Annotated in this window: 27 protein-coding genes; 13 read left to right on the top strand and 14 right to left on the bottom strand. The window is 48.0% G+C overall.

Translation table 11 applies throughout. The features are described 5' to 3' along the window. Positions 1 to 125 precede the first annotated feature (125 nt). Positions 126 to 341 carry a hypothetical protein gene (locus BUB30_RS23880; protein WP_073139070.1) on the top strand — a complete coding sequence of 72 codons (216 nt, stop codon included), beginning with the start codon at positions 126 to 128 and terminating at the stop codon, positions 339 to 341. 141 nt (positions 342 to 482) lie between these two features. Here the strand turns inward: BUB30_RS23880 and BUB30_RS23875 are convergent, their stop codons facing one another. From BUB30_RS23875 to BUB30_RS23865, 3 genes are all read right to left on the bottom strand, one after another. After that, positions 483 to 2,744, bottom strand: coding sequence for a T9SS type A sorting domain-containing protein (locus BUB30_RS23875; protein ID WP_073139068.1), 2,262 nt, complete (start codon positions 2,742 to 2,744; stop codon positions 483 to 485). Positions 2,745 to 2,950: 206 nt separating this feature from the next. After that, positions 2,951 to 5,563 (bottom strand): ABC transporter permease, encoded by a 2,613-nt coding sequence (locus BUB30_RS23870; RefSeq protein WP_073139065.1) that lies wholly within the window; start codon positions 5,561 to 5,563, stop codon positions 2,951 to 2,953. Positions 5,564 to 5,639: 76 nt separating this feature from the next. After that, positions 5,640 to 5,978 carry a PadR family transcriptional regulator gene (locus BUB30_RS23865; protein ID WP_073139062.1) on the bottom strand — a complete coding sequence of 113 codons (339 nt, stop codon included), beginning with the start codon at positions 5,976 to 5,978 and terminating at the stop codon, positions 5,640 to 5,642. 204 nt (positions 5,979 to 6,182) lie between these two features. Between BUB30_RS23865 and BUB30_RS23860 the strand changes: the two genes are divergently transcribed. Together BUB30_RS23860 and BUB30_RS23855 are read left to right on the top strand one after the other, a co-directional pair. Beyond that, the gene (locus tag BUB30_RS23860) at positions 6,183 to 6,782 is read left to right on the top strand and encodes a hypothetical protein (protein WP_073139059.1); all 600 of its coding nucleotides are present in this window, start codon (positions 6,183 to 6,185) and stop codon (positions 6,780 to 6,782) included. Positions 6,783 to 6,795: 13 nt separating this feature from the next. Continuing rightward, positions 6,796 to 7,860, top strand: a complete 1,065-nt coding sequence (locus BUB30_RS23855) for an XRE family transcriptional regulator (RefSeq protein ID WP_073139057.1) — start codon at positions 6,796 to 6,798, stop codon at positions 7,858 to 7,860. Between the two features lie 83 nt (positions 7,861 to 7,943). Here BUB30_RS23855 and BUB30_RS23850 read toward each other — a convergent pair whose 3' ends face one another. The 8 genes from BUB30_RS23850 to BUB30_RS23815 all read right to left on the bottom strand — a co-directional run bounded on the left by BUB30_RS23850 (position 7,944) and on the right by BUB30_RS23815 (position 13,549). Next, positions 7,944 to 8,792: a hypothetical protein gene (locus BUB30_RS23850; RefSeq protein ID WP_073139054.1), complete on the bottom strand. Its 849-nt coding sequence runs from the start codon at positions 8,790 to 8,792 to the stop codon at positions 7,944 to 7,946. A 29-nt stretch (positions 8,793 to 8,821) separates the two neighbouring features. Continuing rightward, positions 8,822 to 9,355 carry a hypothetical protein gene (locus BUB30_RS23845; protein WP_073139051.1) on the bottom strand — a complete coding sequence of 178 codons (534 nt, stop codon included), beginning with the start codon at positions 9,353 to 9,355 and terminating at the stop codon, positions 8,822 to 8,824. 59 nt (positions 9,356 to 9,414) lie between these two features. Next, positions 9,415 to 10,071, bottom strand: coding sequence for a JAB domain-containing protein (locus tag BUB30_RS23840; RefSeq protein ID WP_073139048.1), 657 nt, complete (start codon positions 10,069 to 10,071; stop codon positions 9,415 to 9,417). Between the two features lie 94 nt (positions 10,072 to 10,165). Further along, on the bottom strand, positions 10,166 to 10,861 hold the full coding sequence (locus tag BUB30_RS23835) for a hypothetical protein (RefSeq protein WP_073139045.1): 696 nt from the start codon (positions 10,859 to 10,861) through the stop codon (positions 10,166 to 10,168). A 549-nt stretch (positions 10,862 to 11,410) separates the two neighbouring features. Beyond that, the gene (locus BUB30_RS23830) at positions 11,411 to 12,361 is read right to left on the bottom strand and encodes a hypothetical protein (protein ID WP_073139042.1); all 951 of its coding nucleotides are present in this window, start codon (positions 12,359 to 12,361) and stop codon (positions 11,411 to 11,413) included. 188 nt (positions 12,362 to 12,549) lie between these two features. Further along, positions 12,550 to 12,894, bottom strand: a complete 345-nt coding sequence (locus tag BUB30_RS23825) for a hypothetical protein (protein ID WP_073139039.1) — start codon at positions 12,892 to 12,894, stop codon at positions 12,550 to 12,552. Next, positions 12,891 to 13,076: a hypothetical protein gene (locus BUB30_RS23820; RefSeq protein ID WP_073139036.1), complete on the bottom strand. Its 186-nt coding sequence runs from the start codon at positions 13,074 to 13,076 to the stop codon at positions 12,891 to 12,893. Before BUB30_RS23820 ends, BUB30_RS23825 begins: the two co-directional genes overlap by 4 nt. A gap of 2 nt (positions 13,077 to 13,078) precedes the next feature. Then, positions 13,079 to 13,549, bottom strand: a complete 471-nt coding sequence (locus tag BUB30_RS23815) for a DUF6934 family protein (RefSeq protein ID WP_073139034.1) — start codon at positions 13,547 to 13,549, stop codon at positions 13,079 to 13,081. Positions 13,550 to 14,017: 468 nt separating this feature from the next. Between BUB30_RS23815 and BUB30_RS23810 the strand changes: the two genes are divergently transcribed. From BUB30_RS23810 to BUB30_RS23785, 5 genes are all read left to right on the top strand, one after another. Continuing rightward, the gene (locus BUB30_RS23810; RefSeq protein WP_073139031.1) at positions 14,018 to 14,590 is read left to right on the top strand and encodes a hypothetical protein; all 573 of its coding nucleotides are present in this window, start codon (positions 14,018 to 14,020) and stop codon (positions 14,588 to 14,590) included. Positions 14,591 to 14,861: 271 nt separating this feature from the next. Beyond that, positions 14,862 to 15,728 carry a DUF922 domain-containing protein gene (locus BUB30_RS23800; RefSeq protein ID WP_073139025.1) on the top strand — a complete coding sequence of 289 codons (867 nt, stop codon included), beginning with the start codon at positions 14,862 to 14,864 and terminating at the stop codon, positions 15,726 to 15,728. Positions 15,729 to 15,899: 171 nt separating this feature from the next. Next, entirely contained in the window at positions 15,900 to 16,415 is a 516-nt protein-coding gene (locus BUB30_RS23795) for a hypothetical protein (protein ID WP_073139024.1), read from the top strand. A 4-nt stretch (positions 16,416 to 16,419) separates the two neighbouring features. Further along, positions 16,420 to 16,758, top strand: a complete 339-nt coding sequence (locus tag BUB30_RS23790) for a hypothetical protein (protein ID WP_073139021.1) — start codon at positions 16,420 to 16,422, stop codon at positions 16,756 to 16,758. A gap of 399 nt (positions 16,759 to 17,157) precedes the next feature. Beyond that, positions 17,158 to 17,973, top strand: a complete 816-nt coding sequence (locus BUB30_RS23785) for a hypothetical protein (protein WP_073139018.1) — start codon at positions 17,158 to 17,160, stop codon at positions 17,971 to 17,973. A 79-nt stretch (positions 17,974 to 18,052) separates the two neighbouring features. Here BUB30_RS23785 and BUB30_RS23780 read toward each other — a convergent pair whose 3' ends face one another. Together BUB30_RS23780 and BUB30_RS23775 are read right to left on the bottom strand one after the other, a co-directional pair. Beyond that, positions 18,053 to 18,982 carry a hypothetical protein gene (locus BUB30_RS23780; RefSeq protein ID WP_073139015.1) on the bottom strand — a complete coding sequence of 310 codons (930 nt, stop codon included), beginning with the start codon at positions 18,980 to 18,982 and terminating at the stop codon, positions 18,053 to 18,055. A gap of 2 nt (positions 18,983 to 18,984) precedes the next feature. Continuing rightward, complete coding sequence (locus BUB30_RS23775) at positions 18,985 to 21,705, bottom strand: AAA family ATPase (RefSeq protein WP_084138331.1); 2,721 nt, start codon at positions 21,703 to 21,705, stop codon at positions 18,985 to 18,987. Positions 21,706 to 22,000: 295 nt separating this feature from the next. Here BUB30_RS23775 and BUB30_RS23770 point away from each other — a divergent pair, with 295 nt between their 5' ends. From BUB30_RS23770 to BUB30_RS23755, 4 genes are all read left to right on the top strand, one after another. Next, a complete protein-coding gene (locus tag BUB30_RS23770; protein WP_073139009.1) occupies positions 22,001 to 23,062 on the top strand; it encodes an alpha/beta hydrolase in 1,062 nt (353 codons plus the stop codon). Between the two features lie 96 nt (positions 23,063 to 23,158). Next, entirely contained in the window at positions 23,159 to 23,860 is a 702-nt protein-coding gene (locus BUB30_RS23765; RefSeq protein WP_073139007.1) for a hypothetical protein, read from the top strand. Between the two features lie 76 nt (positions 23,861 to 23,936). Beyond that, a complete protein-coding gene (locus BUB30_RS23760; protein ID WP_073139004.1) occupies positions 23,937 to 24,134 on the top strand; it encodes a hypothetical protein in 198 nt (65 codons plus the stop codon). Positions 24,135 to 24,299: 165 nt separating this feature from the next. Beyond that, positions 24,300 to 24,800: a hypothetical protein gene (locus tag BUB30_RS23755; protein ID WP_073139002.1), complete on the top strand. Its 501-nt coding sequence runs from the start codon at positions 24,300 to 24,302 to the stop codon at positions 24,798 to 24,800. Positions 24,801 to 24,900: 100 nt separating this feature from the next. Here BUB30_RS23755 and BUB30_RS23750 read toward each other — a convergent pair whose 3' ends face one another. After that, positions 24,901 to 25,695 (bottom strand): helix-turn-helix domain-containing protein, encoded by a 795-nt coding sequence (locus BUB30_RS23750; protein ID WP_073139001.1) that lies wholly within the window; start codon positions 25,693 to 25,695, stop codon positions 24,901 to 24,903. Positions 25,696 to 25,791: 96 nt separating this feature from the next. Here BUB30_RS23750 and BUB30_RS23745 point away from each other — a divergent pair, with 96 nt between their 5' ends. Next, on the top strand, positions 25,792 to 26,190 hold the full coding sequence (locus BUB30_RS23745; protein ID WP_073138999.1) for a nuclear transport factor 2 family protein: 399 nt from the start codon (positions 25,792 to 25,794) through the stop codon (positions 26,188 to 26,190). Positions 26,191 to 26,295 lie beyond the last annotated feature (105 nt).

The raw sequence follows: 26,295 nt of genomic DNA, 5'->3' as shown, positions 1-26,295 counted from the left end.
GTAGCGGCCATGTAAGAAAATGTCACAACGGAAGGGGAAGATCGTAGGCAGCGGGTTACCTCTCTCGTTGACCCTTTATATATTGCGCTCCTATTTTTTGGAGCCTTATACTAACCTGACAACGAATGCTTTCTATCTCAACGAAACACCTCACGCGCTTCCTGCTTTGCGCGTTCCTGATCTTCACGCTTCAATCCTGTGTAGTAGCCACGCATACCACACAAACCCAACAAACTCCAAGCGGCAAAGTGCCTCCCGGCCAGGCTAAAAAGGCAGCCGGCAGCCAGTCTGCAAAACCTTATGCACCGGGTCAGCAAAAGAAAAAGAGCAAAAGCAAGTGATGGCGTAATTCACATTCGGCAATTTCTAAGATTTGGCCTCCCATCACGGAGGTCATTTACTTTTTAAACAGGTACACTTGCACCAGATGTTCAAAGTCACCGACGCGAAATTCTTATCGTATTCTCTTCGCTAAAATCCTGTCAATCCTTCACGAACCTCAACACCTGTTTTTTACTCGCTTGATCCACTACCGTTAAAAAATAAAGTCCCCCGGACAAGGTCGAGACGTCGAGGGTGTTGTTGTGGAGCGTGGGTGCCAAAACATTTTCTCCCACCGTGTTTGATACATGGCATGAACGGATAGGCTGTGGGCTGTTCACAAACAAAATGCCTTTGGTTGGAACGGGATAAATTTCCACGAAGGTGTGCTCCGCGTTTTCGGTCGCCGTCACCGGTCTGGTGGCGATGCGCAGTGTTCTCACATGCCGCGCATCCTCCGCGATGACTTTGACCTTGTCGTTCTCCTCGGACAGGGTCGTCCCCGTTACCCCTCCTGTCGAGTGCCCGGCTTTCAGAAATTGAAAAGACGTGCCATAGCCTAGCGTGATGTTCGACTTGAAATGCTGAAGTGTGGTGCTCGCAGCGACGTCGTAGATCAGACTGTCGCCGATCTCATACACCGACGAAGTGATGTCGGTGTTGGATAGATACGGCCGGAACCAAATGCTTTTGCCCGTGGTGCCAATATAGAAACCGTCGTCACCTTCACTGAGGCAGTTCAGGACGGTGGCCTCGGGAATGCCCGTCTCGGAGGTGCCATCCCACACGTCGCGTCCATCGGGTGAATAGAGGGCCGTTGTGTTGGAGACCCTGTACAGGTGATCGCCCCGTTTCAACAGATCCATGCTGGTGGCAACATCCCAGTCCAACGGCGTCCACGTGTCGCCATAATCCGACGACCGGTAAACCGCCACGTCCTTCACGGTGACATATATTTCGCCTTCCACGATGCTGACCCAGGAAATGTCTTTTCCATAAAGAAAGTCCACACGCTCCCAGTCGGTGGAATCGGAACGGATCTTATACAGCCCTCTGATGTTGACGGCGACCAACATGGTGTCGTTAGCGGCCATGTTGGGCATCTGGTAATCGTTTACATCAGAATTGTCCAGCCACTTCCAATGATCGCCGTTGTCGTAAGAGGCAAAGACGCCGCCATCGGTCGCAGCGAAGATAGCGTCGGCGTTGACGTCGAGCTTCCAAATGCGATAGTAGGGATTAATTCCCTGGTCGGCCAGGGTCCATTGTGCAGCCCCGGCAGATGTAAAATACAGGCCCCGCGATGTGCCGGCAAACAGCCGGTCGCCTTTCTTTTCGAGGGTCATCACAATCTTCCCGTCCAACTCCGGTGCAAGCTTCCAATCGGTGTCACCTGGCGCGCGGAAGTATATACCACCGTCCGTGGCAGCATATAGTTTGTTGTTAAAGGGCATGATATCATTCACCGTCGCGGTATTAATACCCCGGTTGGAAAGTACAAAAGTTCCTTCGCCGGCATTCCACCGGTAGAGCCCGCGTTCGTCGGAAGCGAAGAGATCCGTTCCGTCATAGTGGAGTGCTTCGTAGACGTGATCATCGATCTTGGTCCATGAGGTCTCTCCATCGTTCAGTTTGTAGGTACCCGCGGTAGAGGCAACAAAGATGTCGTTGCCAATGAACTCGATCTTCGATATGATCGCACTGGCGCCTACCAGATCATGAATGCCGTCCGTCCACGACACGCCTTTGTCGGGGGAGATAAACAGGTTAAACATTCCCGCGCAATACAAGGAGCCGTTATGTTCCTTCACACAGAGCAATTGAAAGTAGCCCGGCCCGGGATAGATCGCCGTCCAGCTTTCGCCGTCATCGATACTTTTATACATCCCATAGGTTTGCATGCTGCAGAATAAGGCGCCGTCGACGCTGGCCAGATCGTTTGTAAAATGCGTGTCATCGTCGCTAATCCCGTTATTTTTAGCAGCCCATATTTTTAACATGGCATCGTATTGATACACACCGGCGCTTGATGCCGCAAACAACTTTCCATGCGCCTGGTCAAAATCCTTCACGGCACCGGGCAACGACTGGCCCACTTGTACAAGTGTTTTCCGGACATTGTTATAGCTGTATACCGCACTCCCCCCAATGAGCAACGCCGTGTCGGTAACATAAAAGGCAGCGTCCTGAATGTCGGGAAAGGCAACCGACCAGTTTGCGCCGCCGTCGGTGGACTTAAAGACGCCGTTGTTATGGGAACTGGCAAACTGCGCATTGCCATAGCGAGCAAAATTAGCAATGCCTCCCGCGAACGCGCCGTCGTACTGTTTCCAACCCTGGCCGTTGACCGTCGTTGTAAAACAAATCTGCAGCCAGGCGGCTACTAAGATCATGATGATCGGGGAAAGCTTGCGCGTCTTCATAGGGAGTAAGGGTCAGTAGTCAGGAAGCCAACCGGGCAATTACACGCCAACCAAAATCACATTCAACGGCTCCTTTACAAAGAAACGCAAAAATCGCTAACTCCCTACCCTGGCGTTCTTTATTTCAACGTTCCTATTGCGGTAAGGGCCATAACGCGTACCTCCTTGCCTAGGATTGGGTTGAGCATTTAAGGATTGAACCGCCCCTACTCCGTCTTCAACCCCTGCACCGCATTTGCCTTCACCACTTTCCGTATCTGCGCAGCGACCGTCGTCAACAAAACAAATATCAAAATGACCACCGCGATCATCACATTCGAATAGTCAAGGGGCATGTGCACCGCATACGCCATATTCATCACCATCTTCATCAGCACATAACTCACCGGCGCCCCCAGCGCAAGCGCAACGGCAAACAAAATCACATACTGATCCGCGATCTTCATCGTAATGTGCTTCGCGCCCGCACCCAACACCTTGCGGATGCTGAACTCTTTCACCCGGCCCGCTACATTAAGCTTGATCAACCCATACAATCCCAAGCTGGCCAGCAGCACCGCGATGGTAGCAAACGCCCGCCACACTTTCCCATGAATGCCGATCTCCTGAAAATAAAATCCCCACACATCTTCCTGGTGACCACCCTCAAAAGGTGTTTCCGGAAAGAGCTTGGCCCACTGCCCTTGCAGCGCCTTGAGCGTTTGCAGCTCCGTACCTTGTTGCGCTTTTATCGACATATAATGGAAATCCGCTTTTGGCGCCACACTAAAGATCGTCGGACGCAAAGGACGCGAGAAACTATAGCTGTGAAAATTCTTCAACACACCCACCACCGCATACTCCACCGTATCGATCTTGAACGTCTCCCCTATCGGATTGCCCCACGCCATGTTCTTCACCATAAGCTCATTCACCACCACGGCTTGTTTGTCGCTGCCCTCTTCGTGATGAAAACCACGGCCGGCTTCGAACGGCAATCCCATCGTCTCGAAATAGTTGGCGTCCACCGCATAGTGGTCCACTTCATATTCACGATCAGGAAAGTGCAGCACCGTGGTCGTGTGGCGCTTGCCCAACTGATGCGTCGAGCCGGCGATCGACACCACGTTTGGATTTTGCAGCAAGGCCGCATTCAGTTGCTCGAATGCTGCGCCATCGGGCACTTCGGCATAGACAACGCGGGCCGGTTCGTAGCCCCAACTGCGCTTGGCCAGGAAGTCGGAGTTGCGCGTGAAGGTGATGCCGCCGGTCACCAGCACGCAGGCCAGGATCAACTGGAACACCAGCAGCCCCTTCGTGAGCGGGTTGCTCTGCCCGAACTTCACCGACCCCTTCAGGATGCTCACCACTTGAAATTTCGAGATATAAAAAGCCGGATAAAGACCCGACAGAATGCCCGTGAACAACAAGATCGCCGGCAGGTAGATCCACAGCTGGGGGTCGTTCAGCTTGAAGCCCATGCTGAAATCAAACAGCCCTTCAAACCAGGGAATGAACAGGAACGTGCCCAGCGCCACACCCACGACCAACGCAAAGGCGGTGATGAAGATGTTCTCCGTCAGGAACTGAATGATCACCAGGCTGCGGGCGGCGCCGATGGATTTGCGTATACCAATTTCTTTCAGTCGCTTGGCCGCCGACACGATGGCGATGTTGATGTAGTTGAAACACGCCAGCAACAACATCATCAGGGCCACGACGGCCATGTAGACGATGGACGCATAGTTGCTTTCCGAACTGTGCGCAATGTCATCGCGAATATCTTCAGAAGTTTCATGCAGCGTGGCCAGCGGCTCGAGGCCAAACGCGGTGATGGCCCATTCTTTCTGCACCGCCTCGTTCTGCACGCGACGATATTTCTCCATGCCTTGACGCAACAGCGCCGCATCGGCCGGGTTGTCGAGCTGGACGAACGTGGCGTTCACAAACGCCTTCCAATCCTGCATGTCATAGCCCGGCTCGGCCGTCTTCAAATTTTCGAAGTTCACCAGGAAGTCGAAGCCGAAGGAGCGCGACACGGGAAACTTGGCCGCCACGCCGGTGACCTTGAAAGCCTTGTTCACATTCTTACCAAAGATCACCACCATGTTTTGGCCGATGGGGTTGGTCTCGCCAAAATATTTGATGGCCGCCTCTTCGCTCAGCACGATGCTGTTCACGTCGGCCAGCGAGCCGGGCGTGCCCCACTTGAGCGGGAAGGTGAACATGTCGAGGAACTCCGGGTCCACAAAGCGCACGCGTTCGTGGAAGACGTTGTCGTCGTGTTTCACCACCACGTTGCGGTCGTCGAGGCGACACACTTTTTTGATGTGGGCAAAGTCGTGGCGCAGCATCTCACCCAACGGCCGCGGCGTGCGGCCGAATTGTTGCACGCTGCCATCGCGGTCGGCAAAGAAGGTGGCGAGGAACACTTCGTGCTTATGTTCATGAAACTGGTCGGTACTGTACGTCCACCGCCCAAACGCAAACCCAAACACACAAATGCCAATGGCCGCCGACAACCCGAACACATTGATGAAAGCACTCAAAGGACTCTTCATCATGTTGCGCATGGAAATTTTAAAGTAGTTTTTGAACATAGCGGCTTGGGTTAGATTTCTTAAGAACTCAAAATTCTCTAGCAGTGCGGGGCGCAGCAACTTCACGGCTTCCCAGGCATATAAACGCCGGGCTTTGGCCGGCGAGAGCTGCTCGAGGTTGTCGCGGAAACACTCTTCCATGTCGCCTTCGATTTCTTCGAGGTATTGCTTCTTTAGGAAGAAGCGTAGGAGGCGGAGGGGCCACTGCGGCGGGTGGATATCGTTGGGCTGGGTTGTCATGTCTTTTTTTATTCCGCGAAGCGGTGGTGGTGTGTCAATGGACTCTCGTATTCAACCCTTTGATCGGTCTGCTTTTTCAGATCATTTTCAGATCGGGCGACAGCTGCGGTATGGCCTCCCACAGGCCGGCGCGGACTTCACGCATTTCGGCCAGGACCTTGCGGGCATAGCTGGTGGTGGAGTAAATGCGTTTGCGTTTGCCTCCTCTTTTTGCTGTGGCTTCGCCAAATTCGGAGGTGAGGAAGCCCTTTTCCTCCATGCGCTTTAGGGCGGATTGAATGGAGCCTACGCTGAGCTTTTCTCCCAGGCGGGACTCTAACTCGCGCTTGATTTCTACGCCGTAGGCTTCCTGCTGGAGGGCGGCTACGGTGAGCAAGACGAGTTCTTCAAATTCGCCCAGTTTGGTGATTTTCATGGGTTTTGGGTGATATTGTTCGTGATTGTAGTAGATATACGTGGGATATTGTTCGTGGTTGCAGTTTTATTCATAATCCAGCTCCGACGCTATTTGGAATATTTTTCATTAAAAAAGTGGAATTTAATATATCGACAAAGTAAAAACGGTATATTTGAGATACAACACCACTTTTTTAACTAAAAAAACGAATGGACTTTTTAAATGAAAACACTAACGCAAAATCAGGCGGAAAAAGACTTAGAGCCTTATCTTCCCCTAATTTCCACTGCCATCAGAAATGGATTTAGTGACTTTTTAAAACTACAGCAGCAAACCAATGCTGCTGGCTTGCCGGTTGAGTATTCGATAAGAACAAAAGCGGGCATCATTCATGACTGTACAAAGACGCACATTCAGAATGCATTTAGAAGCACCCCTAATGTAAAAGTTGGAGTATTCAACAAATTGTTCGGGATTTGTATTCCCGATATTGCCTTTATTAGATTCAAAAAATTTAAAAAGGATTTATCGACATCAAACGTTCAAACAAAACAGACAAAACTTTACAACCAGCAGACTCAAATCGTTGGCTTACCTGAAGCACCTGCATATCTTTACGCAGGATATAGACCTAACGCCACATGGACTGATTTGGAGGATATCTTCATCGTCAACAGAAGAAGTAGTGTGATTGAATGGGCGATTAGCTTGAATAAATACAGCACCGAACAAGTCGTTATCCCGTTCACCATAAATTCCCCAACAGAACAACCAAGGGTTACTATAAAACCTGGACTACTAGAGGAAAGAAAAACCAGTTAGAATATATTGAACTATGACGTTATTCAATCCTGAAATGTTAGTTCTCGCGAGGGAATCGCGAGGACTAACACAAAAGGAACTTGCAGAAAAAATCAATATCGGACAGGGTACACTATCTAAGATCGAGAATGGGATTTTCCCGGTTGATGAGCACATCTCTGTATTAAGCGCGACGCTTAACTATCCCAAATCATTTTTTTATCAGACCTCAAAAATCTATCAACCCTCAGAGTATTTCTTTAGGAAGAAATTAAGCCTTTCAAAGAAAGAGTTAGACAAGATCAAGGCTATCACATCGATCTTTCGATTCAATATCGACAGCTTGCTTAGGTCGGTTAACCTCAAAGAGATGGATATTCCAATTTGGAACGTTGAAATTCATGGTACCCCGTCCCAGGCAGCTCGATATCTGAGAAGTTATTGGAGTATTCCCCGTGGGAGAATTGAGTCATTGATAGGCGCTCTTGAGAATAAAGGAATTATCGTTCTCGAATTTGCCTTCGATTCTCCTAAATTCGACGGCCTCAGTTTGTTTGCAGAAAGTGGAACCCCTATAATTTTCGTTAACAAAACCCTATCATCAGACAGACAAAGATTGACTGTGGCTCATGAACTTGGTCACCTAGTGCTGCATTGTCGCCAAATCATCGCTTCCATCAGAGATGTTGAGGATGAAGCATTTGAATTTGCGTCAGAGTTATTAATGCCTGCTGACGAAATCTATGGCAGCCTACTAAAATTAAGCTTAGCCAAGCTAGCAGATTTAAAAAGGTACTGGAAAACCTCAATGGCATCAATTATTTTTCATGCAAGGCGCATGAAAGCTATTACTGAAAATCAATATAAATATCTATGGATTCAAATGGGATCAAATGGCTATCGTGTTAAAGAGCCTGTTGCGCTAGATTTTCCGAAAGAAAAACCATCACTTCTTGGAGAAATTTTGGATGCCCACATAAACACGCTCAATTACACAATCGAGGAGTTGTCAAGTGTGTTCCATCTACATCCTAGCGAAATTGAACATTCTTATTTTGCTATAAATGAAAAATTCGTCACAATTAAGAGAGCGGTATAGCTATAAGGATTATGAAGAATGTAAAAAAATGTCATATACATCCAAAAATCTCATATAACATCCACCCAAACCCCTTTCCTTGATCATTGCGCTCTTAGCTTAAATAATTCCGGCCTAATTACATCTTTATAAAATTCGACTCCCAATTTGCCACTTAAATTTAGTGCGGTAATTTGCTCTAAAGGAAGATCTGGCGCTGAAATTCCAATCTGGACATATTTTAAGCTTACACTACTGAATTCGATTAACAGTGGTTTAAAATTACTTGTAAATTCATCGAATCCGCGCTTGATATGTCGCAATTTATTGCCAAGCACCCCTTGTCGCGTCAGCAGTCTTGAATAATCCGGACTAATCAAATCAATTTCATTAATCTCGCACTCAGCTCCAGCAGTTGTGCAGACATAGTTCGGAATGTAGTCTTGCTCTTTATATTGATACGGCTGACGGCTTACCGTTATATCTACTACTTTGAAGGGAGGGGCAACAACCCACACGTGAGCCGCTTTTATGTCGGGGTTTTCAACCAAGTCAGCCGCCCAAAAATGTTTCGTAGTGATTCCTAAATTTGGATCAAATTTTATGGTCAAACTCCCCTTAACAGTATAATTCCAAAAACCCTCCAATTCAAGTATCCGACTTAAAACAGATGACGCATCAATACAAGCACCGAGCCTACCGTCCTTAACTAGTTCTCTAAAAAGAAGTTCAGCAATAAATGGAATTTCTCTTTCAGCCTTTCTTAAGTATTCCTGAGTATAAGCTACGTTATTTACATAGCTAGCATAGTGACAGAGATAATCGCGATTCTCTTGCTCCTTTTGCAAGAACACTTCAGAATCATAGAACCCAGGTGACGTGTAATCGATCCCGTTGCTCTTAAACTCCAGTTCAAGTTTTTCTAAGCTATTAATTAATGTGAAAGCTGACATAATGAGGCCTTTTAGATTTGAGGATAGCGCTATTGATCAGAATATGTTATTTCTCCATTTTCGAAAACTATGATTGAAAATGTTCTGTTTTCACGATAGTCCTTGCCGGTAAAGAAATTAACAAAGACGCCAAATTCATATTTCAACTCTCTCCGAGTCATCTCTCGAAGTTTTAATAAGTCCCATTCTCTATCATTTACGTTCCTATTGGTGGATTTTTTAATTTCCATCATGATGAAATTATGATGGAAACTATTTCTATCATGAAAAATAATATCTGGAAGAATTTCCCTTGAAACTGCGCCGTGGCCGTCAATGAAGTTCTTAGGCCATTTAAATCTCGGCAACGACTCAAGTAAAAATTCAGCCTGTTTTTTTACAAGTTGATTATCCAATATCCTTTTGTTGTACTGTGAATCGATGCTGTAGGGAAAATCCGGAAATGATCTCCCTAAGTACGTTACTAGTTTAGTGGAAATTGACTCTTCATGCGCATCCTGAATAAGCAGGTCTCTCTCAATGTCCGAGAATGCTATCAATGCCAGTCTGAGTTCTTTAAGCATTTTTAAAAATCAAGTTAAATCCAGTGCAAATAGATATCTTCACAATAGTTCGCAACAATTTATAACTTCCCTACAACCTCCAATGGCAACCCCGTTATCTCCGCAATAATATCGTTAGACATTCCTTTTTCCTTCATCCTTTGGGCGACGGCCTCCACCCCCTTTTTCAATCCTTCTTTCATTCCTTCCTTCACTCCTTTTATCTCTCCCTTCTTCATCCCCAACTCCTCCGCTATCCGTTGCAATTCCTCAATCTGCTTATACATCGGCACATATTTCCTACTCTTTTCCAACTCTTCAAGCAATCCTGTATCAGCGAAACTCATGTAGGTGTTAGTGGTAATAATCAGATGGTCCAGCACGGGTGTATTCACAATAAGCCCCACCTGAATAAGGCGAATAGTAATATCTTTATCCGCCTCGCTAGCCTTGAGTTCCCCGCTGGGGTGGTTGTGGACTAGCAGGATCTTGACGGCGCGCTTTTGCAAGGCTACGCTGTATACTTCCATGGGTTCGACCAGGGCTTTGTCGACGGTGCCCATGGAGATGAGCTCGATGAACAACAGCCGGTGGTTGCTGGCCAGGCCGATCACCCAGAAGTGTTCGCGGTCCTGGTCGATCTTGTTCTCCCGCAGCAAGATGTCGCGCATAATCACGAACAGGTCGTCCGAGTTGAGGATGCGTACTTTTTCTTCGTCGTTCAGCTCAATGGTCATGTGCGACAAGATAATAACAATTGGGAAAATTAGCCGTTTGTAATCGGGTAAAATCACATAAATCAATGGCGCTCACGCATTGCCAAATGGGACGCTACCTGCCGTTTTTCTCCCATTTTTCAATTTTTTTCTCTCTTACAATGCTATCGCTATCAAATGTAAAAGTCAGGGTGGTGGTTGCAATGGGGTCTATGTCTGAACCATACTCCTCGTCAATTTTATAACCTATTTCATTTTGCTCATGGAAGTCAGCCTTTCCTAACAAGCCTTCAACTTCATTAACTTTTTCTCCTTCAAGTTTAAAGTACTTCACAACATTGTTGACCATTTTACTTCTTTCCGGGAATGTGCCTAAATCGCCTCGCTCTCCCCAAAGGTGATCGTTGTAGTAAAACTTTGTCCATTGCGTCACATAAAAAAGTGGAACCTTTCCGACGGCGTTGTTTGTATCTGCCAATATAGTTTTACCAATGACTTCATAAGCAAAGTCCGGGTCATAGTTCCAACTGGTCATGTCAACCAAGTCCTTCGGAAAATTGCCACAAACTTTAATATCTCTTGTCAGCGTGTCTGAAAGTTGCATTTTTATATCCTTGGGAAGGGTGAGCGGTCCTTGCAAATAATAAAGATCTAAACTTCCCGTGTTTGACACAAAGATCGCCACTAATGTATCAAGTTTTTGGTCTTTACGTTTCTCAAAAAGCCGCTGTTGCTCAACCGAGTTTTCATATTCATGGCACGAGCCGAACGCGAAAATTGTCAATACGATTAAGAGTCGTCTCCTTTCCATTGGTTGTTCTTAATTAGCAGGTAACTTGTGGCGATATAAAGGTGAGCATTTTAGTTGCCGATGTCCATGGTCACGGTTACAAGATACTAACTCTGGAGAAATTATCTGTCGGCAATCGGATGATCTCTTGTCAAAAAAAAACTCATGCGACCAGCAGCCCTCCTTGCCCTACTGGGCTATGATCTGAGCAACCCCCGTCATTTGATTTCTCGGTGCAATTGCTCGACAAGCAGACCCAGGCCCCCGTTAGACCGCAGCACCATCCTCAAACCCGCGTCCGCGGGTTTACTGTCATAACCCGGGTTTTAACCCGGGGTATCTGAACATACGAAATCGCTGCGCCACGTTCCCACGAAGATCGAAGCTCATCGCCGTCATAGCGCACACCGCGCTTCGCACGGATGCAGCGTGCAGATTGCGCGCCAAATCGTTCGAGGCTCGATGAAGTTTTCCGGTGGCGCGCTTTTGTTTGTGCGTTGTTTCCCCGGGTTGCACCCGGGGTTATGATGGGAAACTCCTACGGAGTTTAAGAAGGCCGCGTTCCATCAATTATTTTTTAAATGATAGGATAGTTCCCGTTTTATCAACGGTGAGATGATATATTTTTTTGCAGGTCGTTGTTTGTGTCTGGTTTGAGGTTGCGCTACCTAAATCCATCAGCAAAAAGTCTCTCAGCCGTCCATCGCCCATTTTTATGTCTTTGTCGACCCTCAAAACTTCCTCCAAAACCCGGTTAAAATCAAGATCACTTATGGTCGTCGGCTTTTGATTAGCGAAATGCCTTACGTATAGGTCTGCCTTTGCATTGGGGGTATGTTCCACGATACTGGCGTGCTCAGCGAGTATGTGTTCTATTTTGTCCAGGTCCATCAGATGCGCCGTCCAACGAAGTGCCGCGGGAGCGAATTGCTGTCCAAATATTGTTTCGCCGCACAATTCCAGTGCTTTCTCATACCCGTTTTCCCTGGCAAAACTTTCTATCAGCAGGGCCTTGAAGCCACCGATCTCATTCTTTGGAAATTTTGCCGGCTTAGATAGTTTAAGTCGCTTCTTAAATTCCACCACATTCCCCGTAGCGGCATAGTGCTTCAGGAGCACGCGATGTCCGGCATATCTGACGGGCCCTTTATCTTCATCAGGAAGCCCAGCGATCATCACCTCGCATAGTTCAAATTCCTTTTCGGCAACGGCCCGCTCTATTAGAAATAGTATCAGCCAGTTTCTGGTGTATTTGTTTTCAATCTTATCAAAAAAGACTCTAATGTCGGCCGTTGCCACAGCATTTTGCCCGACGACCGCCCTCAATGCCCAGTCGGGGGAATAAAATCTATTCAGATGCAAATCATTTTTCGAGGCCAGCGTCGCATTCAATTCGTCTTGCCCGTAGACGATGGCATATGCCCGCAACACGTCGGGATGTTTGTTGAACGCTTCCGCGGGTAGGTTGTCAGTGGTGTTGATCAGGTTTATCAGTACTTCGATCGTTTCTAATGCTGTCATGGTCTACATCGGTCCCGGTCTAAAGATACCATAAATCTCAGATCGTTTGATCTTCTACCATTCAGATTATACGCGCCCATCTCGCGCAAAAGTCTATTCTCTTGTATGTAGTCAGTGGATTCATCTCCGGGAAAAGATCCTCTTGCGCGTGGGGTCGATGAGCACTTTCCGGAATATGATCTTTGTTTTCATGACGCCTTCTTATTTTTTCCTTCGAGCTTGGAGAAATCAATATTCTTTAAAATCGCGACCGCCGCTTCCATCTCTTCCTTTCCGCGAGGGTCATCCTCATAGTACCAGGCCACGTCGTTGAGGTAGATCCGCTTGCGGGTGGGGTCGACAGGTATTTCACAAAAAGTAATCGTTTTTAGCATTGCCCGGAGCTTAGCCCGGTCAGTGCTCTTTAATAGCGCCGCGGCAGCTTCCATTTCTTCCTTTTCACATGGATCGTCCTCGTAGTGCCCCGCTATGTCGTTGACGTAAATTCTCTCGCGGGTGGGGCCGATAGGTACTTTTCGGAACATCTTTCTCATAACGTTTTCTTGTTTTCGTCCCGGAGTTTGGAAAAATCAATCTTCTCTAAAGTTGCGACCGCCGCCTCCATCTTTTGCTTTTCACAGGGATCGTCTTCATAGTACCAGGCTACGTCGTTGAGGTAGATTCTTTTGCGCGTGGGGTCGATGGGCACTTTCCGGAAAATGATCTTTGTTTTCATGGCTAGTCTTTGTTAAAACTTACGTTTCCGATCGCCTTCATTAAAAAAGCGTCGTAGTTCACATTTTTCTGGAAGGCAACGATCTCTGATCCTAAGATACCGTAAATTTTGCATTGCTTTTGAATCTCATCCAGTCGACTAGAGATCATCATTTGGTATAGTCTGTTTCTGGCCGCGGAGCTTCCCTGTGCGAATACATATGCCTGTGGATACCTGCGGCAAAATCGCATTATTATCCTTGCAACGGTAAGCAGTACTTTATTCTTGTCGGCATTATCAGACACGACATCGGTATCCATTTTGCCAGTGTGCCCATTAACATCGCCGAACGATACATTGTATACGACCGCTGACTGCATTTTACCCAAAATAAAATTGACCTTTTTCAGAATTCTTCCCCGCGGCCCGTGGCTATAAAACATATAACTAAAACGCTCCTGTCCCGGATAGCACTCATAAACCTGCGACTCCATAGCTAACGATCTAAATTTTCAGACAACGCGTTTCGGGGTCAGTTCAACTCGCCCTGAGTTAAGCACAGCAGAAAGATAGTATTCACCACTGCAAAAAATTTGCAGTCTCTTCCATCGCAAATCAAGATTTCAAAGGCAGCGTCACCTCCCTCCTGCGTATCGTTGTTATGATCCCCTTATGATGTTGCTATAATGATGTTATAATGTTGCTCGAATGGTGTAGCAATAGTGTTTGAATAAGGTTCGAGTAAGGCGGCCACAAGGTTATGATCATTGGAACTTTGAGGCGACATAGTCCCTGAGACAGGAGACTATGTCGCGGCGGCTTTCCGACGAAATATCGTCGGGCCAACGATATTTCGTTGGCTACTGCAATCGAGGGTTATACCAGAATGGTCAGAATGCGGTTTGGGGTTGGCACTGATTTAGTAATGGGGGGTGGCATGTGTAATTTAATCATTTTTAAACATGTCTAAATCACGAAACAATCCTCTCACTGAGGGGTTGAGCGGGAAGTTGGGGAAGACCCTGGTTTTTCGCAATGTTGGTGGTGAGACGGTGTTGGGAGTGGCGCCACGTCCGCAGAGCGGCGAGCCCACGGAGCAACAACTGACTCATCGCAACAGGTTCCGGATGGCGGCCGCCTATGCCACGGGGCAGATGGGTGATCCGGCTGCCATGTCCCTCTACAAAGAGGTTGCTAAGCGCAAACAGTACAAGAGTGCCCGCACGCTGGCTGTTGCCGATTTCTTCAATGCGCCTACCATCACGCTGGTCGATGCTTCGGCCTACACCGGCGCGGCAGGGACAAAGATCCTGATTCATGCCGACGATGAACTGGAAGTGAAAGCCGTGTCGATCGACGTGGTGAACGCTGCCGGTGTGTCGCTGGAAAAAGGATCGGCCGTTCAACGCGGCAAGTCATCGGTGTGGGAGTACACCGCGACCGTTGAGAACACGGCGCTCGCCGGAACCAAGATTGTTGTGAAGGCAATCGACCGTCCCGGCAACAGCGCGGTGAAGGAAGTGACGCTTTCTTAGGGCAGCATAGTGCCCGAGGCGGGAGACTATGCTGCGGCGGGAGCGACATAGTGCCTGACAGAGGCGGCTATGTTGCGGCCGAGCCCCTCGATCGGAACGCGTGCCGGTCTTGGGGTTCTTTTGTTGAAGTACACTAAAATTACCGACCTGGCCCCCGCGACCACCTGAAAATTGGATTGAACAACTCCACCATTGCCCGTCTCTTCAGTTTTGTTATTTTTACCCGCTGAAATCGCCGATGGAGGCATCGTTTATAATGGATAGGTGAACTATGAAAAAGATGTGTGCTGTGCTCGTTGTGGCCATGGTTGCCGTTGCGTGTAGTCCTAAAGTAAAAACCGCGGTATTAAAAAAGGATGTCGGGGCGCTTGGCCAGTCTGATGCCATTGTGGTGATCGACGAGGACAAACCAGCTCCGTCCAAAGGGATCCTGGTCGGGAGGATACGGGCGGCCGACACTGGTTTTACGGTCAATTGCAGTTATCCTGAAATGATCGAGCATATCCGGGCGAAAGCCAAAAGTGTAGGGGCAAACGTGATCAAGATCAGCGACTGGCAAAAACCCAACGGCTGGTCGACGTGCGATCGCATTTCGGCCGACCTCTATCGTGTAGACAACATTGGTGACTACGAAGCCGAAATAGCGTGGACACCCACCCGCAAACTTACCTGGGAGGACTTTAAAAAAGCGGAGAACAACTATCCGTCCGGCAGCTCCGCCAACGCTGCCGCCGTGTCGAGTTGTGGCATCGGTGTGACCTCGGCGCGCAAGGGGCTTTTTTCGGCACAGGCTTTTGTTGTCGCCGTGTTCTACGCCAACGACTCCTGGGTTCGCGCCGACGCGAAAAATCCGGCTGTGTTAATCCACGAACAAGCGCACTTCGACCTTGCCGAACTCTATGCCCGGAAGATGCGCAAGGTCATCAAAGAAGCCGGCAAAGAAGGGGTTCTCCTGGCCGGCGCTGTCCACCAACGCTACTACGCCGAATACGTTCAACGGCAGACCCGCTACGACATGGAAACCCAGCATGGCATCGACGCGGAAGCCCAACAGCAATGGCTGACCACCATCGAGCAGGAACTCAACGACCTGAAGGAACACGCGTGGCCCTCGCCCGAAAACCTGGCAACTCCCTGACCCTCCTAATCCTACCTACCTGCAATCGCCTTAGCGGCCCGTTACCGATCTTGTCACACGTTGTATTCAAAAATATGGCTATAATGTTGCTAAATTGGAATATTGCACGTCACCTGTTCCAGATGTCTCTCCATGATCTTAGGATCCCCATGAAATGAAGTCCTGCAAAAAATGAAATACCACAAACCTATATTGATTTTGCTGGCCGTCTTTTTTTCAGCTTGTGACAAGCCCGTCAAAAAATTATTTTGGGTTGAAGAAAACACCCCTGGAAGGAGTGACTTTATATTTTTAACGGAATCTACAAACCTGGCCCCTCTGAAAGTCGACAGTTTAAAATTGTTCTTAAGACCTTACGAGCTTGAACAATTTGATTCGATCTCCACAACGTACAAAAACTTCGGGCAAATCTACCATTCGGACAAGTTCAGCGCTTTCGTATTGCTATGCAGTATCGATACCCATGGAAGAGACTATCATTTTTCAATCAGAACTTTTAACAACGACCGGAAAGTAATTGACGACTTCGAGCTGGGAATTTGGAACGAAACCGAACATACATATTGCTTTGGCTCGATCGACGAGAACTTGATCATAGAAAGAACATGCGACAAGAAGGGAACCCCGGACATCATGCAGATTACCAGCGAAGGGAAAATAATGCCTTTATCCCACCAACCGCGATAGGCTCATGATCGATTCAAAACAACTCTTCAATGCCGCACGACACCTCCACTCCACCATAGTTTACAACGAGGATTGGGTTCATTTTGGTACTGGCGACCAAATAAAGCTCGATATGATCGAAAGATTAATTGACGATCATCTCACGTCCAATGAAATCTTATTCATCCAGGAACGAACAAATTCGGCGCAATTTAAAAAGCATGAAATTGTCGGTAGAATCAAGCCCATCTTAGGTAAAGAGAATTTTCAACTTTGGATGTTATCCATGGATAAAATGATTCAGTTTAATGCGATTGGAGTTCTTCGCCTGGGCTGTAAAAAAACTCTCCCGGCTGGACTATGACCTAAGCGGCGCCCAAGTTCCCCGACCCGCGTTAGCGGGTCCTCCATCATAACTCCGGGTGAAACCCGGAGTATTCGAAACGTGATGTACCCGCGCCACGTGCCCACGAAGATCGAAGCTCCTCACCGTCATGGCGCACACCGCGCTGCGCCCGGATGCAGCGCACCTATTGCGCGCCAAATCGTTCGAGGCTCGATGAGGTTTTCCTATGGCGCGCGTTTGTTTGGGACCTGTTTTCTCCGGGTTGCACCCGGAGTTATGATGGGGAACCCGCTGACGCGGGTTATGGAGGTGGATGCATTATTAGCGCATTCTCTTGACAAACTTTCCCAGAGATGGGGGATCATTTTCACCCAAGGTCCGTGCAATACCTGCCGCGCCGTTTGCGTTTCACTGCATATGCCTGACCGTCCGTTGATCGCCAAATGGTTTATCGTTCGCGCTGCATTCCCTTTTGTCGGCGCAGCCATCGTGCTGGCGTTGGCCACCTGCCAACACGGCAACGAGGCGCCCTTCAAAAAGACCTGCCTGCCCACGCACATGATCCGGTTGTTCGACTCCCTGGCGTTCACCTACGATGCCAGCGACCGGCCAACCACGTTGCAATACTGGAGCGGCGACGTTATGCGCCAGCAATATGTGATGACTTATGGAGGCCATGTAACCAAATGCACGCGCTGGCAGGACAATGTCGAAAAGGAAAGCTTTTCTTTTATTTATGACATCCTCGGCAAACCCGTCGCGCGCCTGCGCCTGGTCAGCGGCATTGCCACGGGCGATTCGGCCCTCTATTCGCACGACGAGGCGGGCCGGTTGGTGCAGATGGAATTCAGATCGAACGGTGTCTTCCAACGGCGCACGCGCTACGAATACGATGGCGATAACAACGTCCGCAAGATCTACAAACAGACCGGCGACAAACGCGAAAGGATTGTTTTCGAACATCTTTCATTCGACCGGAGGAAAAGATTTTTTGGGTATTCGCCCGAACTCGCGATCGTGGAGATCTATCTCCTCGAAGCAGAGCCCAGTGTGAACAACGTGACCCAGCTCAACATCTACTACCCAACACCCGAAGACGTCTACCCTTTGCCGTACCCCATTGATTATTATATTGGGTATACGCCGGATACGCTGATCAGCCAGTCGCATGACTTTTTTACTTATGATACGCTTTTGACGGAATTTACGAACGCCAACTATGTGTGTCATTAACCGTTTGAAGCAACATCGTCCCCGAGCCGGGAGACTATGTTGCGGGCGGAGCTCCGTGATCGGAATGGGTAAAAGCAGCTCAAGCTATGTTGGTTTTGAAAGTCGAATAATAATCTTCCTTAAAGTTGCCGATTATTTTCGCGGCGTCGTTTACTTTCTCCCTCATTTTATGATGCGTCCAGGTAAATTCAATCGTATCATTGGCGATGCCGTGTTCAGTTGAGATGTACCTAAACCATTCAACGATACTGTCTCGCGCGCCAACAGGTTCCACAAGATTAGGTATCCTGTAAACAATATATTTCCTCAAGCCCTTATGTGTGGCATTGTACTGCTCATATTCCCGCAGGCACCAATTCGTCTCCTCGTTCTTGTCGCGAAATGTCTCCTGCTGCGCCAGAATTACCAAAACAAGCGCACGTCCGCAGTAATCAAGAACCTTGTCTTTAATTTCATCTCCATTGACGATCTTGTCCTGGTCGAAAAAATAGTTGTTAAATCCATGCTCGTTAAGATATCGTACGATCAACTTCGCTATGTAGTTCGTTTTCTTAAATTCCAAAAAATCCGTCTGCTTGTTTAAGCCAAAAACAACGCTCAGCAGGTTTTCATAAGAGAAATTTATTTCCGGCAAGCCCTTGGTCGTATAGGAACAGAAATAATCTATACTATTTTCAAAAATGTCAGTCCCCTCATTAAACTTGCCCTTCAACGTCTCTGACAGATTGGAGTACTCCAACTCAAGGAAAAATGTCTTCACGATGTCGTAGGCATCCTTTCTACGATTTTCCTTAAATTTTTTTAGCGTATCCAACACAAATTTAACTTCGCCGGCCTTATCGCTCGCGAACAATTTTAGAATGCCTTCATACTCAATATACAACTCCTGGACCTTCGCCATGAATTCCTGAAGAGGCCTGTCATTCTGATAGGTGTCGAAAGCCGGAAAATTGATCGGTTGCCCGGACTTTATGGCTTCTATAAACCGCTGCAGATAGAGCTCTTTCATATTTATTGGGCAGGTTTTTGATTTGCCTCAGTCTGTATTTCAACACTTGTCAGCTTCCTTTTCAGGAATTCATTTTCGGCCTGTAGTGCCGAGAGTTTCGTTTCTTGAATCGATGCGTCGGCATTTTTCACGCGGACACTTTTAACCACATCGATATATACGAGATCCTTGTTGAGTTTATCCATTTCCATTTGCTCCGTCGGGATCAAATCTCTACGCGTTTCGAGCTTTTTAACCTTCGCCCTGATTTCGCTTTCTTCTGCTTCCAAAGCCGAATAGGCGAGGTATTGATCGTCCCTGTCTTCGATGCCAAACGCTCGCTTCAATAGTTCCGAGGCTGTGACACCAATAAAGTTCTCGTCGAATTGCCTCAGCCAGAAGCCATTCTTGTCGTCCTTCTGTCGAATCACGGCCACCTCTCGTTCATAGCATCCCGCGACAACCAATGGACTATGAGCAGTGATAATGAATTGGACATTGGGAAATTCTCTCCGCAAAATTCCTATGATCCGTTGCTCCCAGCTTGGATGAAGGTGCGCATCGATCTCGTCAATCAAAACAATTGCCTTTTCATGCAGTACATTTTGGCTATCCGGTTTTAGCTCGCTAAGAAACCGATAAATAACCAAGCAGATGGCCAGCACCGAAAATGTACCTTGCGATATTTTCTGCAGGAGAAATTCGTCGTTGCTACCTTCCGATTCCACGTAAAACTTATAATCGCCGGTTGCGTTTATCGTTTCGATCCGCTTGAATTTAAAAAACCTTGAAGACTTACTGATCTCATTCGTGGCATCTGTCGAAAGTTGATTATCGGCCAGGTTGGAGATTACCCGTTCGATCAAATTATAAGGTTCCTTTGTAAAATCAGTAGAGTTCTTCTGCGCGACGACAAACAATCCCTTTTTAATAATTTCCGAAAAGGGCCTTCCGTAAAGGAATTCAGTGGCACCATCCCTCTTCAAGTCCTCCGATGCTTTCTTTCCATTGTAAATTTCGGACTCAGATTTGTCGATAAAGCGGGAGTCTGGAATGGCGAGGATCGGAACCCTTCCAATGTTGCCCACTATAGTTTCGTAGTTGCCGAGAATCCGTCTCTGCTCGGAATCAATCTTTTCCATTTTTTCATTAAGCAGCTCGTTCACCCTTTCCAATTCAGGGCTTCCCTTGTCCGAGACTATATTTTTTGAATTTCTTAAATTACTCTCAAGGTTTTCCTTATTTTGAATTAACGCCGTTATTTCGTTTATCAACCCCGCGACCAAATTATCATTTACCGGATGATTGCTATCCACGTATAGTTTCGCCCGCGCATGAATGGCCGAGTCGGGGATCCACTCCCTTATTCTTGTTTTATCATCGTATAAGAGCGACACGATCAATCCCATCAAATGACTCTTTCCATACCCATTCTTCCCGAGTAAAATATTAATCCCGGGTTGAAAGTCCCATCTAAAACTTCCATAAAAAGGCAAGCCCTCCACCTCAAGCCTCTCCAGCAGAATCTCACGGGTAAGGTTGTCCCTATATTTCCTTTCATTGTTTAGCGCGACATAGCGTTCGGAGGTCACTTTCGCAGCGTCAAAGTCGGACATGGCATATTGTATCCTGGCTTTCAATTCGTAAAACCTTGGTTCGGGGAGGTATTCCTTATTCTGACCGGACTGCGTTTCCTCCCTCCCTATCGCCCTGTTAATGGTAGCCAAGGCCTTTTCATAGTTCATACGACCAAGCTCAATTTCAGCCAACGTCATGATGGCCGAGGATGTTTCCCCACCCAAATTCGTAAGGATCTCATTTACATGACTCACATCGTCCCCTGTTATTGATTCTTTAATTTCCTTGTAGACTGTGGTCGTTTTTCGTATCTCGCTTCTTAGCCGGAAATCCTCAACAACGCGTTGCTGCTCGTCCAGCATCGATTCCATTTCCATTCGATCAAACTCCATCAGCAGTGTATGATAAACATCGGTTCGGCTGGCCGATAGTTTTAAATATTCAAAGACGTACAAAACACAAAGCGGTATAGCGAACGCAAGGGACATCAGGAAATCGCTCCATCGGAAACTGCGCGAATACCCAACATATTCAAACGACTGAGAATCCGTCTTGGCAACCATTCTTTCCTTTTCGTTCGTATAGGCCAGTACGAACTTCAGCGAATCAATCTCATCAAGTACCTTTAGATATCTTTGAGGCAATCTATCCGACTCGTATCGATAATGCGTTGTATCTATTCCGTATCTCTGCACATAATATTCCTTCTCATAATCCAGCTTGTCAAGCGTTAATTCGACATGGCGTTTAATGACGGCCAAAGAATCCAACTTCTTACCGGCTTCTTCATCAACGAATGCCGACCTCGATCTGATACTAAAATTATTGACAGAGAAAATAAAGAATCCTATCGGAGCAAGGGCCATCGCCCAGAAAATTAAACGAGTCATTACGCGCCAGGAACTGATCAATTGCCTCACAATCAAGTAATGAATCAAAAGGCATATGGGCACCGCCAAAAACAGCCTGTCATATGACAATTCATATTCCGTTTGGACCACGAACGCAATCGTTAACAAGAATGCTGACCAAGCTCCACCGACGATATTATAAAATCCAAGCAGGCGGTATTTCTTCCGCTCCTCTCTGGGGAGTTCTTTCAGAATCATCGATTTTGCCCCCGACAAATATTCAAGTCCCCTAATCCATCCAACTAGATTGACCATTATTTTTTTGAATTTAATTTTCCACTATTCTAGGTCAAGAATGCAATGCTCCAGGCTCCCTAAAGACAACACATGTCATCTTCATCATGACCTAGTTTTAAAAAAGAAAAACCCACCACATCACCTTTTTCAGGCGACACGATGGGCTCTAAAACCAAGATAAGAATTTATATCGTGATCATAAACGGTTTTACAAAATATTAACTAAAACATTTCCCCGCTGTCTCGCCAGGCATCGAAGGGTTTCTCGGTCTGCTGTGATATCTTTAGAGCCGCATTAACGTTAACCATCCTCATGACCCGACTACCCATCCTCCTCTTCGCCGGCATTCTCTTTTCCTGTGGCGACAAAAGGACGCAAGAGCCTACCGAACCCCTGCCCTATGCTTCGGGCGATGTGACCTTCAAAAGCCTCGCCGGCGATGTTACGCTGTCGGGCACCGTAACGGCACCGTTGGGCGACACGTCATCCACGGCGGTGATCCTGGTGAGCGGCTCCGGCCCTGACGACCGAAACTACACAAACCAATTTGGCCATCGCCCCTTTTTAGTGTTGTCGGATTATTTGACGCAACGCGGCCTCACGGTGTTGCGCTATGACGAACGCGGCGTCGGCCAATCGGAGGGCCGCTACCGTGAAGCGACCTATGAAAACCTGGTCGACGACATTGCCGGTGGCGTTCAATACCTCCGGCAAAAGGGCTTCAAAAAGATTGGCATCATCGGTCACAGCCAGGGTGGCAACATGGCCCCGCTGGCTGCTCAGAAAGCCGCCGTTGATTTCCTGGTGCTCATGGCCCCTCCCAACGCTACTGGTCGCGACATAACCCGTCACCAGGTCCAACGCCGCCTGCGCGAAGTGGGCGCCAGCGAGGCCATTAGCCGTGAAGTTGTGTCGACCACCGATAGCCTGCTCTCCATTTTGCAAGCAGAACAAAACTCCGCCGCCGCCATGACCAAGATGGAGGCGCTCGTCGCCCAAAAAGAAAAATCCGCGTCGCCGGAATACAACACCATCACCAGACAAATGGGCGACGTCCACCACCTCCTGGAAGGATGGCTTGATCCCAAATTCGTCTTCGCCATCGACAACAACCCCGTGGCTGGGCTGAAGACCGTGACCGTTCCCGTATTGATCCTCTACGGCGATGCCGATGGCGCCATGGACGTGTCCGCCAACCTTCCGGCCCAGGAAGCAGCTTTGGATTCCGTTCCCCACCAAATCAAGGTCTTCCCCGGCTTGGGCCACCTGTTCATGAACTCCCAGGGGGTTCCGATAGAAAAACTTCACACGGTAGAAGAAACACTTTCGCCGGAAGTGCTGGAGACGATCCATACTTGGATACAATCTTTATGAAAAAGAATCGCATGATGGACCTGATACAAACGTCCCACTCGCTTGTATCAAGTCCATTTCCATCGTAATTTTAATACAACAATAAAACCGAACGTTATGCTTAAGGCAATCTTATTCCTGTCACTCCATGTTATCGTTACTGGTCTGTACGCACAAGCGCTTCCAGCAAATGGACAGGGGGCGGGCTCGGGCATGAATATTACCGACCATCTCCTGATCGCGGCCTCAAAAAGGGCAGGCAAACCGATAGAGGCAGAACCCATTGTCGGCACTCCATACCTGGAAGACGATTTTAAAGAAGGCAAGGTCATCACGACAAAAGGAGTGTTCGATGCCATCCCGATGCGCTATAATGTTGAGGGCGATTATGTGGAATTCAAACAGAAGGATGTGACCTACATTCTTGACCCCTCTCCCATTGTAAAAAAAGTGAGTCTTCCCGCCACACCCCTGGTCGTCGACAGCTATGACGTTAAAGGCAAGCCGGTCTATGGATACTACGTTCTGTTAGACAGCGGCCGGTTAACTTTGCTCATGAAGAAAAAAGTAATTCTTCGTCCCGCGCAAGCCCCTAAGGCCATTGAGACGGAAGGTAAACCTGCGCGGTATGAAAAACTAGGGGATGAATTTTTCTATAAGCTTAATGGCGGTCCCGTTACCGAGATCGTTTCAGTTAAGAAAATGTTGGAGGTTCTTACGGATCACCAGGATGAGGTTAAGGCGTTTGTGAGTAAGGAAAAGATCTCAAAGAAGGAGCGTGATCTTGTGAAATTGGCGGAGTATTATAATCAACTCTAAAAGTTGCTGCCCCGGTCCGGCATCATTAAATTGCGGAGATTTAACCGGTATAACACACGGCAATAAATTCTCGTCTATGATAAAATTCCTCCCCATTTTAGTGAACCTCGTCCTGGGAACCATGATGTTACTGCTCGGTTTTAAGGTGTTCGTCCCGAAGTTCCCCTCCGAAGAAGTGAAGGCCATGTTCTATAAAAGATGGTCGGCTTTTCTCATCATCGCGGGCTTTGTCATATTGGGTGCAACGGCGTTTCTGTTGATAAAGATGTTTTAGGGCAGGCCGTCGACCTTATAGCCCTTCACTCAAACCCACCTCCCTCACGCGCGTAGGCGAAAGGTTGTTACATTTTTTTTCAGCCTTATTACATTTCTGACACGGTTCATTCCCCTCCTATTTTATAGCATCCTTAAACACATCAACTTTGAAAGAAAAGTAAAGTTGAAAAAGAATGTCTTGTTGCTGCTGGGAATGCTTTCTCTGGCAGGCTCACCCCTTTTTGCCCAGACACCGAAGACCGGTGTTGGTCTTGGAATTTATCCTACCGGGACAGAGACTGGTTTTGGATTCCGTTCGTCGCGCGACAATCGCTGGGTCGTCGATGTGCGGGCAACGCGGGCCAACGTGTTCACCAAACCGAACTCGGGGTCGTTTGTGAACGAAGTTTCGCTCTTGTATCGGGTGGCGTATTATGAAAAGATCCGCTTTCACCTGGGGGCGGGCGGACGGGCCGATTGGAATTTTGCCGAAGGACAATCACACCGGTATGGTTTTGTAACGCCGCTGGGAATAGAAGCTTTTCCGTTCCCCTTTCAGCACGCCGGTTTGTTTTTTGAGGCCGCCCCTTTTTGTACGTGGACGAATAGTGGCACTACAAATGTCGGGATACGAACGGTTGCAGGATTTGTATTCTACTTTTTAAAAAAAGAAGGAAAAGATTAAAATGGGTTCTGTTCAACGTGCGGCGATGAAAGAATTGGTGAACACGACGCGTGAGGCCTCACCCTCTGACAAGCATTCGGGAAGGTGAAACTGCATCGCCTCAACGATTCACTCTCATAAACTCTAGCGGACGCTTGCCACAGATTTCCAGGAAACTATTGCTAAACGTAGACACACTTTCATAACCCACTCTGAACGCCAGTTCCGACACATTGTCGGCGCCCTGCTCGATGAGCTCCAGCGCTCTCAGGGTCCTGGCCGTTCTGGTGTAAGTGGAAAACGGCATCCCCAAATGTTGTTGGAATGCCCGCGAAAGCGTTCGTGACGAGTATCCAAATTGCCGGGCCATATCTTCCACGCCGAACTTCTCCCGCAGGTGTTGCTGGACATAGTCCAATACTGGCGCCAGTTTGCCGTCGGTCGTGGTGGGCAGGCATACGGGTGCAGACTTTGCCATCTCGTCCGGAAGAATGCTTCGCAAAACCTTGAGAAAGTCGCGTTCCTCATCATCGTGCGTTAGCAGCTTGTGCCACTTCGCCGTATGAGCGATCATCTCTTTCAGCAGCGTCGACGCGGGGAATACGCACGGCTGCCCGAAGACCTTGCCGGTCGTTAGTTCGCTGTCGAAATATAGCGTTCGAATATAGACGTCAGCATGATTGGACCAGACCTTATGATTTTTTGCGGCAGGCACCCAGGCGCAATACCAACCGGGTAATAACAATTTCCTTCCTTCAATGTCGACATGGATACAACCCTTCTCGGCATACATCAGTTGACCTTTGGTATGCTGATGCCATTCCGACTCAAAGGCGCCCAAATGGTCGTGCCAAACAAACGACTGTTTTGTATTGGAGGCTGTCACGAGCGAACATACGACCTGTTGCTTTGTCATGGCCGATATTAACAAAAGTTTGACGCATTCCAACACGTCTGGCCATCCCGTGTCTGATACTTTTGCTTTTCATTCTTATGCTTTTACTCAGATACTATGGAATCATCTCATCCCAATCTCCAACTGATCCACAATTTCTTTCAGGCCTATGCCGCCAACAACCTGGAGGCGATCGAACAAATTTTATCTCCCGACATTCAGTGGGTCATTCCTGGCCGTCATCCCTTCAGTGGCGTTAAGCAAGGCACCGGCGAGGTGTTGACGTACTTCAAACAACTCGGCACGTTCGCTTTTCAGGCACAACCTATTGTCATGGGGGTTAACGACCGTTATGTTATCGACTGCCATTTGAACTGGAGCAATCTTCCGGGCGATGATAACTTGCACAATATGTCTTGCTTGTTGTGGGAGATTGAAGCGGGGAAGATCAAAAGGGTTTATAATTTTCCGCAGGATCAACATGTGGTGGATGCGTTTTTTATGACGAAGGGGTGATCAATACGAATGGCCTCGGAGGGTGCTGGTGATGTGAATGTCCCGGGCCAGAAACTTGTTGGTGAAGAACACCAACAAGGGCGGCGGCGGGGTTATAATTTTCCA

The organism is Chryseolinea serpens (genome assembly GCF_900129725.1).
Taxonomy (GTDB): Bacteria; Bacteroidota; Bacteroidia; order Cytophagales; family Cyclobacteriaceae; genus Chryseolinea; species Chryseolinea serpens.
This window is presented reverse-complemented; position numbering and strand designations above follow the sequence as displayed.

What these genes read in the sequence shown, in the direction of transcription:
- BUB30_RS23800 (WP_073139025.1), top strand. Translation starts at nt 14,862, where the DNA reads ATGAAAAAGATGTGTGCTGTGCTCGTTGTGGCCATGGTTGCCGTTGCG.
- BUB30_RS23820 (WP_073139036.1), bottom strand. Translation starts at nt 13,076, where the DNA reads ATGAAAACAAAGATCATTTTCCGGAAAGTGCCCATCGACCCCACGCGC.
- BUB30_RS23760 (WP_073139004.1), top strand. Translation starts at nt 23,937, where the DNA reads ATGATAAAATTCCTCCCCATTTTAGTGAACCTCGTCCTGGGAACCATG.
- BUB30_RS23825 (WP_073139039.1), bottom strand. Translation starts at nt 12,894, where the DNA reads ATGAGAAAGATGTTCCGAAAAGTACCTATCGGCCCCACCCGCGAGAGA.
- BUB30_RS23790 (WP_073139021.1), top strand. Translation starts at nt 16,420, where the DNA reads ATGATCGATTCAAAACAACTCTTCAATGCCGCACGACACCTCCACTCC.
- BUB30_RS23810 (WP_073139031.1), top strand. Translation starts at nt 14,018, where the DNA reads ATGTCTAAATCACGAAACAATCCTCTCACTGAGGGGTTGAGCGGGAAG.
- BUB30_RS23880 (WP_073139070.1), top strand. Translation starts at nt 126, where the DNA reads ATGCTTTCTATCTCAACGAAACACCTCACGCGCTTCCTGCTTTGCGCG.
- BUB30_RS23875 (WP_073139068.1), bottom strand. Translation starts at nt 2,744, where the DNA reads ATGAAGACGCGCAAGCTTTCCCCGATCATCATGATCTTAGTAGCCGCC.
- BUB30_RS23830 (WP_073139042.1), bottom strand. Translation starts at nt 12,361, where the DNA reads ATGACAGCATTAGAAACGATCGAAGTACTGATAAACCTGATCAACACC.
- BUB30_RS23750 (WP_073139001.1), bottom strand. Translation starts at nt 25,695, where the DNA reads ATGACAAAGCAACAGGTCGTATGTTCGCTCGTGACAGCCTCCAATACA.
- BUB30_RS23765 (WP_073139007.1), top strand. Translation starts at nt 23,159, where the DNA reads ATGCTTAAGGCAATCTTATTCCTGTCACTCCATGTTATCGTTACTGGT.
- BUB30_RS23840 (WP_073139048.1), bottom strand. Translation starts at nt 10,071, where the DNA reads ATGACCATTGAGCTGAACGACGAAGAAAAAGTACGCATCCTCAACTCG.
- BUB30_RS23780 (WP_073139015.1), bottom strand. Translation starts at nt 18,982, where the DNA reads ATGAAAGAGCTCTATCTGCAGCGGTTTATAGAAGCCATAAAGTCCGGG.
- BUB30_RS23785 (WP_073139018.1), top strand. Translation starts at nt 17,158, where the DNA reads ATGCCTGACCGTCCGTTGATCGCCAAATGGTTTATCGTTCGCGCTGCA.
- BUB30_RS23860 (WP_073139059.1), top strand. Translation starts at nt 6,183, where the DNA reads ATGAAAACACTAACGCAAAATCAGGCGGAAAAAGACTTAGAGCCTTAT.
- BUB30_RS23815 (WP_073139034.1), bottom strand. Translation starts at nt 13,549, where the DNA reads ATGGAGTCGCAGGTTTATGAGTGCTATCCGGGACAGGAGCGTTTTAGT.
- BUB30_RS23770 (WP_073139009.1), top strand. Translation starts at nt 22,001, where the DNA reads ATGACCCGACTACCCATCCTCCTCTTCGCCGGCATTCTCTTTTCCTGT.
- BUB30_RS23835 (WP_073139045.1), bottom strand. Translation starts at nt 10,861, where the DNA reads ATGGAAAGGAGACGACTCTTAATCGTATTGACAATTTTCGCGTTCGGC.
- BUB30_RS23870 (WP_073139065.1), bottom strand. Translation starts at nt 5,563, where the DNA reads ATGACAACCCAGCCCAACGATATCCACCCGCCGCAGTGGCCCCTCCGC.
- BUB30_RS23855 (WP_073139057.1), top strand. Translation starts at nt 6,796, where the DNA reads ATGACGTTATTCAATCCTGAAATGTTAGTTCTCGCGAGGGAATCGCGA.
- BUB30_RS23775 (WP_084138331.1), bottom strand. Translation starts at nt 21,705, where the DNA reads ATGGTCAATCTAGTTGGATGGATTAGGGGACTTGAATATTTGTCGGGG.
- BUB30_RS23745 (WP_073138999.1), top strand. Translation starts at nt 25,792, where the DNA reads ATGGAATCATCTCATCCCAATCTCCAACTGATCCACAATTTCTTTCAG.
- BUB30_RS23845 (WP_073139051.1), bottom strand. Translation starts at nt 9,355, where the DNA reads ATGCTTAAAGAACTCAGACTGGCATTGATAGCATTCTCGGACATTGAG.
- BUB30_RS23795 (WP_073139024.1), top strand. Translation starts at nt 15,900, where the DNA reads ATGAAATACCACAAACCTATATTGATTTTGCTGGCCGTCTTTTTTTCA.
- BUB30_RS23850 (WP_073139054.1), bottom strand. Translation starts at nt 8,792, where the DNA reads ATGTCAGCTTTCACATTAATTAATAGCTTAGAAAAACTTGAACTGGAG.
- BUB30_RS23865 (WP_073139062.1), bottom strand. Translation starts at nt 5,978, where the DNA reads ATGAAAATCACCAAACTGGGCGAATTTGAAGAACTCGTCTTGCTCACC.